Below are 10,510 nucleotides of genomic sequence, written 5' to 3'. Positions count from 1 at the left end.
CTGATCGCGCCCATCGCCATGGAGAAGGACCTGCGCTTCGCCATCCGCGAGGGTGGCCGCACCATCGGCGCCGGCGTGGTGACGGAGATCCAGAAGTAGAATGGGCCGCGCCGTAGGGACACGACGCGTCGTGTCCCTACGCCAAGCCGGTCGTAGTAATAAGCAGGAGTCGGATCGTGGCCAATCCGAACATTCGCATCCGTCTCAAGGCATACGATCACAACCTGATCGACATGTCGGCCGAGAAGATCATCAAGACCGCGCGGGAGTCCGGCGCCATCGTGGCCGGCCCGATTCCGCTGCCCACTGATCGCTCGGTGGTCACGGTCAACCGGTCGCCCCATGTGGACAAGAAGTCCCGCGAGCAGTTCGAAACCCGCATCCACAAGCGGCTCATCGACATCCTCAACGCGACGAATCGCACGATCGACGCGTTGATGAAGTTGGAGCTGCCGGCGGGCGTGGACATCGAGATCAAGTCCTGAGGAGCCAGTCATGAGCGCCATACTGGGACGCAAACTCGGGATGACCACGGTCTTCGATGACAAGGGGGAGTGCATCCCCGTCACCGTCATCGAGGCCGGGCCCTGCACGGTCACCCAGATCAAGTCCAAGGATCGGGACGGCTACGAAGCCGTGCAACTGGGCTTTCTTGAAGTGAAGCCGGGCCGTGTCAACCGACCCGAGAGCGGCCACCTGAAAAAGGCCGGAGCCAAGCCCCTGCGCCACTTGCGGGAGTTCAAGAGCGCCATCCTGCGCAGCTACGAGCTGGGTGCGCAGGTCACCTGCGAGATCTTCCAGGCCGGCGACAAGGTGAAGATCTCCGGCACGAGCAAGGGCCGGGGCTTCACGGGCGTGATGAAGCGCCACAATTTCTCCGGCTTCAAGGCCTCCCACGGTGTGCACGAGTCCTACCGCGGATCGGGTTCGGTGGGCGCCTCCTCCGACCCTTCGCGCACTTTCAAGAACTGGCGCATGGCGGGCCAGTCCGGCAACGCCCGCGTGACGGTGTCCAACCTTCGCGTGGTGATGGTGGACGCGGAGCGCAACCTGCTGCTGGTCAAGGGGGCGGTTCCCGGCGCGCGCAACGGCCTCCTGGAAATCCAGAAGTAGGGGGGGATCCATGGAACTGATCGTCCACAAGCTTGACGGGTCCCCGACCAGCGAGAAGATCGAGCTGCCGGAATCCGTCTTCAACATCGAGAAGCCCAACGGCCACGCCATTTATCTGGCGGTGGTGTCGGAGGAGACGGCGGCCCGCCAGGGCACGCACGCCACTCTCAACCGGCGCCTGGTCAGCGGCGGCGGCAGGAAGCCCTACAAGCAGAAGGGCACGGGCAACGCGCGGCAGGGCACCAGCCGCGCCCCCCAGCACCGCCATGGCGGCACGGTCTTCGGACCTCAGCCCCACGAGTACGAGAAGAAGGTGAACAAGAAGGTCCGCCTGCTGGCCAAGCGCAGCGCCTACACGCTGCGCGCCCGGGAGCAGAAGGTGGTGGTGGTCGAGGATTTCGCCTTCGGCGCGCCGGAGACGAAGAAGATGGCCGGCATCCTCAAGGCCTTCGCCCTCACCGGCCGCCGCGTCCTCTTCCTCACAGGCGGCCAGGAACGCAACCTGTACCTGTCCGCGCGCAACATCTACAAGCTGGATCTGCAGCCGGCGGACCAGCCCAGCGTGCGGGACATCGTGGCCAGCGAGGTGGTCGTGCTGCAGAAGAGCGCGGTGGCCCGCCTGCAGGAGGTGTACGGTGGCTGAGAAGCGCGTGCTGATCCATCCCATCCTGTCCGAGAAGTCGGTGGAGCTCAAGGATGAGCGCAACCAGTACTCCTTCCGGGTGAGCGTGGACGCCAACAAGATCGAGATCCGCAAGGCGGTGGAGAAGCGCTTCGGCGTCACCGTCAACAGCGTGCGCACCGTCAATGTCGGTGGCAAGCTGAAGCGGATGGGAGCCCACGCCGGCCGGAGGTCGGACTGGAAGAAGGCGGTGGTGACCCTCAAGCCAGGCGACAAGATCGAACTGGTCGAAGGTCTGTAGAGAAGCGGGAGACAGGCAATGGCCCTGAAGCAGTACAAGCCGACGACGGCCGGGCAGCGCTTCCGCAGCACCCCCGGCTTCGAGGAGATCACCAAGTCCAAGCCCGAGAAGGCCCTCACCGTGATCAAGAAGAGCACGGGCGGGCGGAACAACATGGGCCGGATCACCTGCCGCCACCGGGGCGGCGGTCACAAGCAGAAGTACAGGATCATCGACTTCAAGCGGAACAAGGACGGCATCCCCGCCCGCGTCGCCGCCATCGAGTACGATCCCAACCGCAGCGCCCGCATCGCCCTGCTTTTCTACAAGGATGGCGAGAAGCGCTACATCATCGCCCCCGAGGGGCTCCAGGTCGACCAGTGGATCATGAGCGGCCCCGGCTCGGAGATCAAGACGGGCAATTGCCTGGCCTTGAAGGACATCCCCATGGGCGAGTTCGTGCACTGCATCGAGCTGAAGATCGGCAAGGGCGCCCAGATGGCCCGCGGCGCCGGATCCTCCGCCACCGTGATGGCCAAGGACGGCGACTACGTGCTGGTCAAGCTGCCCTCCGGCGAGTTGCGCAGGGTCCACCAGAACTGCCGCGCCACCATCGGCAAGACGGGCAATTCCGAGCACATGAACATCAGCTCGGGCAAGGCCGGGCGCAGTCGCTGGCTGGGCGTGCGGCCCACCGTGCGCGGCGTGGTCATGAACCCGGTCGACCATCCCATGGGCGGTGGCGAGGGTCGCAGCTCCGGCGGACGCCACCCCACCTCGCCGTGGGGCTGGAAGACCAAGGGCCTCAAGACGCGCAAGCGCCACAAGGACAGCGACAAGTTCATCGTGCGCCGCCGGACCAAGTAGGTAAAGGACCCTTCCCATGGCGAGATCGATCAAGAAAGGTCCCTTCGTGGACGACCACCTGATGAAGAAGGTGGACTCGATGAAGAACGCCGAAAGCAAGAAGGTCGTCCAGACCTGGAGCCGGCGCTCGATGATCACCCCGGAATTCATCGGCCTGACCTTCGCCGTGCACAACGGGAAGAAGTTCATCCCGGTGTACGTGACCGACAACATGGTGGGACACAAGTTGGGTGAGTTCGCCCCCACCCGCACCTACTTCGGTCACAAGGACAAGAAGGGCGACAAGAAGGCCAAGCGGTAGAGGAGTGGCGATGGAAGCGAAAGCAATCTGCCGCAACCTGCGCATCGCGCCGCGCAAGGTCCGCCTGGTGGCGGATCTGGTGCGCGGCATGCGGGTCAACGAGGCGCTGGTTCAGCTGCAGTTCAACCAGAAGCGCTCGTCCACACCCGTCTCCAAGCTGGTGCGTTCGGCGGTGGCCAACTTCAAGCAGATGGACGGCGCCAAGACCGTGGACATCGACGGCCTGGTCATCCAGGCGATCTGGGTGGACGAGGGGCCGACGGCCAAGCGTTTCCTGCCCCGCGCCATGGGCCGCGCCACGACCATCCGCAAGCGCTCCAGCCACGTCACGGTGGTGGTTGGCGAACAGCAGGCGGCGGCATCCACCGAGGCGGAGGCATAGCATGGGACAGAAGACGCATCCGATCGGCTTCCGGCTGGGGATCAACAAGACCTGGAGTTCGAACTGGTTCGACGAGCACCATTTCGCCGACAAGCTTCTCCAGGACGTCGAGATCCGCAAATACATCATGAGCCGCAAGGCTTACGCCAACGCGGGGATCGCGCGCATCGACATCGAGCGCCATCCGCGCACTGTGGTGCTGACCCTGCACACCGCCCGTCCCGGCCATGTGATCGGGAAGAAGGGCCAGGACGTGGAGCGCCTCCGCGAGGAGCTGAAGCTCAAGTTCGACAACGAGGTGCAGGTCAACATCATCGAGATCAAGAAGCCCGAGCTGGTGGCCCAGCTGGTGGCCGACTCCGTGGCCCGGCAGCTGGAGGGGCGCGTCTCCTTCCGCCGCGCCATGAAGAAGACCATCCAGGCCACCATGCGCAACGGCGCCGACGGCATCAAGATCATGTGTGCCGGCCGGCTGGGCGGCGCCGAGATGAGCCGCACCGAGCGCTACAAGGAAGGGCGCATTCCGCTGCACACTCTTCGCGCAGACATCGATTACGCGCTGGCGGAGGCCCGGACCACCTATGGCGTCATCGGCGTCAAGGTCTGGATCTGCCGCGGCGAGAAGTTCGGCGTGGACTACGACGCCCGCAAGCAGACCCGGCAGGGCCCGCCGAGGCCCCCGCGCCGCAAGTAGGAAAGGATCGTCATCATGTTGATGCCGAAGCGCGTCAAGCATCGCAAGAGCATGCGCGGCCGCATGACCGGACTGGCCTACCGCGGCTGCAATGTTGATTTCGGCCAGTTCGGCCTGAAAGCGACGGAGCCGGGCTGGGTGACGGCCCGCCAGATCGAGGCCGCCCGTGTGGCCATGACCCGCCACATCAAGCGCGGCGGCAAGGTCTGGATCCGCGTTTTCCCGGACAAGCCGGTGTCCAAGAAGCCCGCCGAGACCCGCATGGGCAAGGGCAAGGGCGCCCCCGAGTTCTGGGTGGCGGTCGTGAAACCAGGCAAGGTGCTCTTCGAGATCGAGGGCGTGAAGCGCGAGCTGGCCGAGGAGGCCCTCCGCCTGGCCGGCCAGAAGCTGGCCATCGGGTCCAGGTTCGTCGAGCGGCGGGACTAGGAGGTCGTGATGAAGGTGAAGGACATCCGGCTGATGAGCCGGGCCGATCTCGACGCCCGGCTGGCCGAGGCCGAGGAGTCGATGGGCGAGCTGCGCTACAAGCAGGGGATGAGCCAGTTGGACAATCCGCTGCGCATCCGCAAGCTGCGTCGGGACATCGCCCGACTGCGCACCATCGTCCACGAACTGGATCTCAAGGGTACACAGGCGTAGGAGCGATTCATGTCCGAGCGTGGCATTCGCAAGGTTCGGGTCGGCAGGGTCGTTTCCGCCGGCATGGACAAGAGCATCACGGTGGCCGTGGTGCGCAAGGTCAAGCATCCGATCTATTCCAAGTACTTCCAGAGCACGAAGAAGTACATGGCCCACGACGAGGCCAACGAGGCCCAGGCGGGGGATCTGGTGTCCATCACCGAGTGCCGGCCCCTGAGCCGCCGCAAGCGCTGGCGGCTGACCCAGATCATCGAGCGCAAGAAGTAAGGGGGGATCCGGACCATGATCCAGGAAGAAACCCGACTCAACGTCGCCGACAACACCGGCGCCAAGCTGCTCAAGTGCTTCCGTGTTCTGGGCGGCACCGGACGGCGCTACGCCAGCGTGGGCGACATCGTCGTCTGCTCGGTGAAGAAGGCGCTGCCGGCCAGCAACATCAAGAAGGGCTCGGTGGTGAAGGCCGTCATCGTGCGCACGACCAAGGAAGTGCGGCGCAGCGACGGCTCCTACATCCGCTTCGACGACAATGCCGCCGTCATCATCGACGAGAAGCGCGAGCCCAAGGGCACGCGCATTTTCGGCCCGGTGGCGCGCGAACTGCGGGATCGGCAATTCATGAAGATTGTCTCCCTGGCCCCGGAGGTGCTGTGATGAAGCTCAAGAAGGGCGACAAGGTCCTCATCCTGTCCGGCGTGGACAAGGGCAAGGAGGGCCGGGTGCTGCAGGCGCTGCCCAAGAAGGACCGCGTGCTGGTGGAGGGCGTCAATGTGATCAAGCGCCACACCAAGCCGCGCTCCCAGGGCCAGCCGGGCGGCATCATTGAGAAGGAGGCCCCCGTGCACGTGTCCAAGGTCGCCTTTGTCGACCCCAACACGGGCAAGGCGGCGGGCCTGGGCGTGAAGGTCGTCGACGGCCGCCGCGTCCGCGTCTCCAAGGTTTCCAACGAGGTGGTGTGAGCGAGATGAGCTACGAACCCCGACTGAAGGCCTCGTACCGGGACAAAGTGCGCAAGGGCCTGATGGAGCGCTTCGGCTACACCAGCGTGATGCAGGTGCCGAAGCTGAGCAAGATCGTCCTCAACGTGGGGATGGGCGCCGCCAAGGACACGCCCAAGGCCCTGGAGTCGGCCGTGGAGGAGCTGGGCCTGATCACCGGCCGCAAGGCCGTGGTCAACAAGGCCCGCAAGTCCATCTCCAACTTCAAGCTGCGGGAAGGGATGCCGGTGGGCGCCAGCGTCACCCTGCGCCGGGAGGCCATGTGGGAGTTCCTCGACCGCTTCATCTCGGTCGTGACGCCCCGCATGAGGGACTTCCGCGGCCTGAGTGACCGCTCCTTCGACGGACGCGGCAATTACAACCTGGGCATCAAGGAGCAGATCGTCTTCCCGGAGATCGACTACGACAAGGTCGAGCGCGTCCACGGGATGGACATCTGCTTCGTGACGACGGCCGGGACGGATGAAGAATGCAAGGTGCTGCTGGCCGAGCTCGGCATGCCCTTCGTCAAGAGAAACCAGTGAGGACCACATGGCCCGTCAAGCACTGATCAAGAAGCAGCAGGCCGTGCCCAAGTTCAAGGTGCGCGCCTACACGCGCTGCCGCAAGTGCGGCCGCGCCCGCGCCTACCTGCGCAAGTTCGGGCTGTGCCGCATCTGCTTCCGGCAGATGGCCCTGGCCGGTGAGATCCCGGGCGTTGTCAAGGCCAGCTGGTAAGGAGGACCCCATGCCTGTGACGGATCCGATCGCCGATCTGCTGACCCGCATCCGCAACGCCATCCGCGCCAACAAGCGCCTGGTGGACTGCCCCAGCTCCAACATCAAGTTGCGGGTGGTGGACATCCTGGCCAAGGAAGGCTCCATCCGCGGCTACAAGGTGGAGCAGGACACGATCCAGGGCACGATCCGCATCGCCCTGCGCTTCGACGGCAACGGCAAGAGCGTGATCAGCGGACTGCGCCGCGTCTCCAAGCCCGGCCTGCGCCAGTACCGCGGCACGGCCAACCTGCCCCGCGTGCGCAACAACCTGGGCATCGCCATCATGAGCACGCCCGAGGGCGTCATCACCAACAAAGAGGCCCGTACCCGCAACGTGGGTGGCGAGGTTCTCTGCTACATCTGGTAAGGAGGCTGAGGTGTCACGAATCGGAAGACTGCCCGTCCCCCTTCCCGCGGGGGTCGAGGTCAGCCAGGCCGGCACCCGGCTGGCCGTCAAGGGTCCCAAGGGCGAGCTGGCCATGGACCTGCATCCGGATATGGTCGTGCGCCGCGAGGAGGGCACGCTGCTGGTGGAGCGTCCCTCCGACGAGCCGCGCCACCGCGCCCTGCATGGCATGACGCGGGCCCTGGTCGCCAACATGGTGACCGGCGTCACCACCGGCTTCCTCAAGAAGCTGGAGATCGTGGGCGTGGGCTACACGGCGGAGCTGAAGTCCGGTCATTTGAACCTCAAGCTGGGCTTCACGCACCAGATCGTCTTCCAGCCCCCGGCCGGAATCAGCATCGTGGTGCCCAAGCCGACCCAGATCGAGATCAGTGGTCTCGACCGCGCCCTGGTGGGCGAAGTGGCGGCCCTCGTGCGCGGCTTCAAGCCGCCGGAACCCTACAAGGGCAAGGGCATTCGTTACTCGGGCGAATACATCGAGAAGAAGGCCGGCAAGACCGGCAAGAAGTAGGGCAAGCGCCATGAGCATGAACATTCGCCAGCAGGGGCGCCAGCGGCGCCACATGCACACCCGGAAGAAGGTGAGCGGCAGCGCCCAGCGCCCGCGCCTCTCCGTCTTCCGCAGCGCCCGGCACCTGTACGTCCAGCTCATCGACGACGAGCAGGGCAAGACCCTGGCCGCCCACTCCACCAAGTCCAAGGACCTGGCCGCTTCCCTGGCCGAGGCCAAGAACCCGGTGGAGAAGGGGTTCATCGTCGGGAAGGCCCTGGCCGAGTTGGCCAAGAGCCGCGAGATCAGCGCCTGCGTCTTCGACCGCTCCGGATACAAGTACTGGGGCCGGGTCAAGGCGGTGGCCGACGGCGCCCGCGAGGGCGGACTGAACTTCTAAGCCAGGCAGGAGAGTCCCTTGGAACACGTGAACACCCAGGAACTGGGCCTGATCGAGAAGGTCGTCAACATCAACCGCACGGCGAAGGTGGTCAAGGGTGGCCGCAACTTCGGCTTCAACGCCATCGTCGTGGTCGGGGACGGACACGGCCGGGTGGGCTGGGGCCTGGGCAAGGCCAACGAGGTGGTCAACGCCATCGAGAAGGGCACGGAGTCGGCCAAGCGGAACATGATCCGCGTGGAGCTCTCCGGCAGCACCATCCCCCACGAGATCATCGGCCGTTTCGGCGCCGGCCGCGTGTTGCTCCGCCCCGCCTCGGCGGGAACGGGCATCATCGCCGGCAAGAACGTGCGCGCCGTGATGGAGTGCGCCGGCGTGCGCGACGTGCTCTCCAAGAGCCTGGGTTCCAACAACCCGCACAACGAGGTCAAGGCGGCCTTCCAGGCCCTGCTGGAGCTGACCAGTCCCGGCCAGCTGTCCCGCCGCCTCAACCGCAGCCTGCGCGACATCTACCAGATGGGCGAGGAGAAGGAGACCGGCGAGGCATGAGACTGAAGATCACCTACGTGCGCAGCGGGATCGGCCGTCTGCCCGTCCAGCGCGCCACGGTCAAGGCCCTCGGACTGAGGCGCCTGAACCACAGCGTCATCCACGAGGCCACCCCCCAGATCTTGGGCATGGTGAAGGCCATCCCCCACCTGCTGAAGGTGGAAGAGCTTAACGACTAGGAGGACCCCGATGAACCTGGGATCCCTGAACCATGCTGAAGGAGCCCATCACCGCACCAAGCGGATCGGGCGCGGGGACGGCTCCGGCCACGGCGGCACGTCCTGCCGCGGACACAAGGGCCAGCGCTCGCGGTCGGGCGCCAAGCGCCGCGCCTGGTTCGAAGGCGGCCAGATGCCCATCCAGCGCCGCTTGCCCAAGCGGGGTTTCACCAACATCCGCCGCGAGGAGAACCAGATCGTCCAGTTGACAAGCCTGGCGACCCTGGCGGGTGGCCTGGTCAACCCCGAGAGTCTGCTGGCGGCGGGACTGATCGGTCGCCTGGACGCGCCGGTGAAGATCCTGTGCGACGGCGAGCTGGCAGCCGCCTTGACGGTGAGCGGCATCAAGGTCTCCAAGTCGGCCCTGGCCCGCATCGAGGCGGCGGGCGGCAGCGTCGTGGCCCACCAGGGCTAAGTGGCGTCCACAAAAAAGGCACCCTGAATGCTGGACAAATTCGCCAACATCTTCCGGATTCCTGAACTAAGGGACCGGGTGCTCTTCACCCTGTTCATCTTCCTGGTGTGCCGGATCGGCGTTCACATCCCCACCCCGGGCATCAACGGCGATGCCCTGGGCGAGTTCTTCAGGCAAAGCCAGAACACCCTCTTCGGCCTCTACGACATGTTCACGGGCGGCGCCTTCCAGAAGGTGGGCATCTTCGGTCTGGGCGTAATGCCCTACATCAGCGCCAGCATCATCATCCAACTGATGGGCACGACCGTGCCCTTCTTCCAGCGTCTGATGAAGGAAGGCGAGCAGGGCCGCAAGAAGATCACCCAGTACACGCGCTACGGCACGGTCTTCCTGTCCGCCATGCAGGCCGCGGGCGTGGGCGTCTTCCTGGAGAGCATCACCTCCCCCAGCGGCGCTCCCATCGTTCTCATCCCGGGGCTGAGCTTCAAGCTGACCACCATGCTCATGCTGACGACGGGCACGCTCATCCTCATGTGGCTGGGCGAGCAGATCACCGAGCGTGGCGTGGGCAACGGAATGAGCCTCATCATCTTCCTCGGCGTGGTGGAATCCATTCCCATGGCCCTGATGGACGAGGCGCAGCAGGTCATCGCCCAGACCCGCCCCCTCCTGGCCGAGCTTTTCCTGCTGGCCCTGATGGGCGCCACCATCATGGGGGCGATCGTCCTTATCCAGGGTGTGCGCAAGATTCCCGTCCAGTATGCCAAGCGCGTGGTGGGTCGGCGCGTGATGGGCGGCCAGAGCACGCATTTGCCCTTGCGCATCAACATGGCGGGCGTGATGCCCATCATCTTCGCCCAGTCCCTCATGTTCCTGCCCCAGACCCTGGGCACCCTGCTGCCCGAGGGCGCCATCAAGGAGTTCGTCAACAACGCCTTCAACTGGACGGCGTGGCCATATTTGATCAGCTACTGGCTGCTCATCGTCTTCTTCACTTATTTCTACACGGCCATGTCCTTCAACCCCATTGAGGTGGCGGAGAACCTGAAGCGCTATGGCGGCTTCATTCCCGGGATCCGGCCGGGCAAGAAGACGAGCGATTACATCGATTTCGTGCTGACGCGCATCACTCTGCCGGGATCGATCTTCCTTGGATTCCTCGCGGTGTTCCCCCAAATCCTCTTCCGCTATGCGGGGGACATGCTGGGCTCCAACATCTCCTTCAACTTCGCCTCCTTTTTCGGGGGCACGGGGCTGCTGATCATGGTGGGTGTCGCGCTGGACACCCTCCAGCAGATCGAGTCGCATCTGACGATGCGGCATTACGATGGCCTGATGAAGTCGGGGCGGATCCGGGGACGAAGCCGCATGTCCTGATGG

Annotated in this window: 23 protein-coding genes; all 23 read left to right on the top strand. The window is 65.0% G+C overall.

What is annotated here, in order from left to right; all coding sequences use genetic code 11:
* Positions 1 to 99, top strand: a 99-nt coding sequence (locus tag Q8O14_12090) for an elongation factor Tu (GenBank protein ID MDP2361468.1), incomplete at its 5' end; no start/stop codon positions are given.
* A 77-nt stretch (positions 100 to 176) separates the two neighbouring features.
* Positions 177 to 485: a 30S ribosomal protein S10 gene (gene rpsJ, locus Q8O14_12085; protein MDP2361467.1), complete on the top strand. Its 309-nt coding sequence runs from the start codon at positions 177 to 179 to the stop codon at positions 483 to 485.
* Positions 486 to 495: 10 nt separating this feature from the next.
* Positions 496 to 1,113 carry a 50S ribosomal protein L3 gene (gene rplC / locus Q8O14_12080; protein ID MDP2361466.1) on the top strand — a complete coding sequence of 206 codons (618 nt, stop codon included), beginning with the start codon at positions 496 to 498 and terminating at the stop codon, positions 1,111 to 1,113.
* Positions 1,114 to 1,123: 10 nt separating this feature from the next.
* Complete coding sequence (rplD, locus tag Q8O14_12075) at positions 1,124 to 1,756, top strand: 50S ribosomal protein L4 (GenBank protein ID MDP2361465.1); 633 nt, start codon at positions 1,124 to 1,126, stop codon at positions 1,754 to 1,756.
* A complete protein-coding gene (locus tag Q8O14_12070) occupies positions 1,749 to 2,036 on the top strand; it encodes a 50S ribosomal protein L23 (protein MDP2361464.1) in 288 nt (95 codons plus the stop codon). Before rplD ends, Q8O14_12070 begins: the two co-directional genes overlap by 8 nt.
* Positions 2,037 to 2,054: 18 nt before the next feature.
* Positions 2,055 to 2,882, top strand: coding sequence for a 50S ribosomal protein L2 (gene rplB, locus Q8O14_12065; GenBank protein ID MDP2361463.1), 828 nt, complete (start codon positions 2,055 to 2,057; stop codon positions 2,880 to 2,882).
* 16 nt (positions 2,883 to 2,898) lie between these two features.
* Complete coding sequence (gene rpsS / locus Q8O14_12060) at positions 2,899 to 3,183, top strand: 30S ribosomal protein S19 (GenBank protein MDP2361462.1); 285 nt, start codon at positions 2,899 to 2,901, stop codon at positions 3,181 to 3,183.
* 10 nt (positions 3,184 to 3,193) lie between these two features.
* Complete coding sequence (gene rplV / locus Q8O14_12055; protein ID MDP2361461.1) at positions 3,194 to 3,565, top strand: 50S ribosomal protein L22; 372 nt, start codon at positions 3,194 to 3,196, stop codon at positions 3,563 to 3,565.
* A 1-nt stretch (position 3,566) separates the two neighbouring features.
* Positions 3,567 to 4,259 (top strand): 30S ribosomal protein S3, encoded by a 693-nt coding sequence (gene rpsC / locus Q8O14_12050; GenBank protein ID MDP2361460.1) that lies wholly within the window; start codon positions 3,567 to 3,569, stop codon positions 4,257 to 4,259.
* Between the two features lie 15 nt (positions 4,260 to 4,274).
* Positions 4,275 to 4,685: a 50S ribosomal protein L16 gene (gene rplP, locus Q8O14_12045; protein MDP2361459.1), complete on the top strand. Its 411-nt coding sequence runs from the start codon at positions 4,275 to 4,277 to the stop codon at positions 4,683 to 4,685.
* 9 nt (positions 4,686 to 4,694) lie between these two features.
* Complete coding sequence (gene rpmC, locus Q8O14_12040; protein ID MDP2361458.1) at positions 4,695 to 4,898, top strand: 50S ribosomal protein L29; 204 nt, start codon at positions 4,695 to 4,697, stop codon at positions 4,896 to 4,898.
* Between the two features lie 9 nt (positions 4,899 to 4,907).
* The gene (gene rpsQ, locus Q8O14_12035) at positions 4,908 to 5,165 is read left to right on the top strand and encodes a 30S ribosomal protein S17 (protein ID MDP2361457.1); all 258 of its coding nucleotides are present in this window, start codon (positions 4,908 to 4,910) and stop codon (positions 5,163 to 5,165) included.
* A gap of 15 nt (positions 5,166 to 5,180) precedes the next feature.
* On the top strand, positions 5,181 to 5,549 hold the full coding sequence (rplN, locus tag Q8O14_12030) for a 50S ribosomal protein L14 (protein ID MDP2361456.1): 369 nt from the start codon (positions 5,181 to 5,183) through the stop codon (positions 5,547 to 5,549).
* Entirely contained in the window at positions 5,549 to 5,854 is a 306-nt protein-coding gene (gene rplX, locus Q8O14_12025) for a 50S ribosomal protein L24 (GenBank protein MDP2361455.1), read from the top strand. The genes rplN and rplX overlap by 1 nt, the downstream gene beginning before the upstream one ends.
* Positions 5,855 to 5,859: 5 nt before the next feature.
* Entirely contained in the window at positions 5,860 to 6,417 is a 558-nt protein-coding gene (gene rplE, locus Q8O14_12020; protein MDP2361454.1) for a 50S ribosomal protein L5, read from the top strand.
* Positions 6,418 to 6,424: 7 nt separating this feature from the next.
* Entirely contained in the window at positions 6,425 to 6,610 is a 186-nt protein-coding gene (locus Q8O14_12015) for a type Z 30S ribosomal protein S14 (GenBank protein ID MDP2361453.1), read from the top strand.
* A gap of 10 nt (positions 6,611 to 6,620) precedes the next feature.
* Positions 6,621 to 7,019, top strand: coding sequence for a 30S ribosomal protein S8 (gene rpsH / locus Q8O14_12010; GenBank protein MDP2361452.1), 399 nt, complete (start codon positions 6,621 to 6,623; stop codon positions 7,017 to 7,019).
* A gap of 10 nt (positions 7,020 to 7,029) precedes the next feature.
* On the top strand, positions 7,030 to 7,569 hold the full coding sequence (rplF, locus tag Q8O14_12005) for a 50S ribosomal protein L6 (GenBank protein ID MDP2361451.1): 540 nt from the start codon (positions 7,030 to 7,032) through the stop codon (positions 7,567 to 7,569).
* A 10-nt stretch (positions 7,570 to 7,579) separates the two neighbouring features.
* Complete coding sequence (rplR, locus tag Q8O14_12000; protein ID MDP2361450.1) at positions 7,580 to 7,948, top strand: 50S ribosomal protein L18; 369 nt, start codon at positions 7,580 to 7,582, stop codon at positions 7,946 to 7,948.
* Positions 7,949 to 7,966: 18 nt separating this feature from the next.
* Positions 7,967 to 8,497, top strand: coding sequence for a 30S ribosomal protein S5 (rpsE, locus tag Q8O14_11995; GenBank protein MDP2361449.1), 531 nt, complete (start codon positions 7,967 to 7,969; stop codon positions 8,495 to 8,497).
* Positions 8,494 to 8,676 (top strand): 50S ribosomal protein L30, encoded by a 183-nt coding sequence (gene rpmD, locus Q8O14_11990; protein ID MDP2361448.1) that lies wholly within the window; start codon positions 8,494 to 8,496, stop codon positions 8,674 to 8,676. Before rpsE ends, rpmD begins: the two co-directional genes overlap by 4 nt.
* A 10-nt stretch (positions 8,677 to 8,686) precedes the next feature.
* Entirely contained in the window at positions 8,687 to 9,130 is a 444-nt protein-coding gene (rplO, locus tag Q8O14_11985; GenBank protein MDP2361447.1) for a 50S ribosomal protein L15, read from the top strand.
* A gap of 27 nt (positions 9,131 to 9,157) precedes the next feature.
* A complete protein-coding gene (secY, locus tag Q8O14_11980; GenBank protein MDP2361446.1) occupies positions 9,158 to 10,507 on the top strand; it encodes a preprotein translocase subunit SecY in 1,350 nt (449 codons plus the stop codon).
* Positions 10,508 to 10,510: the final 3 nt, after the last annotated feature.

It is taken from the genome of bacterium, assembly GCA_030685015.1.
Lineage (GTDB): Bacteria > CAIWAD01 > CAIWAD01 > CAIWAD01 > CAIWAD01 > CAIWAD01.
Note: the sequence above shows the minus strand (reverse complement) of the source record. Positions and strands in the feature narration are given on the sequence as shown.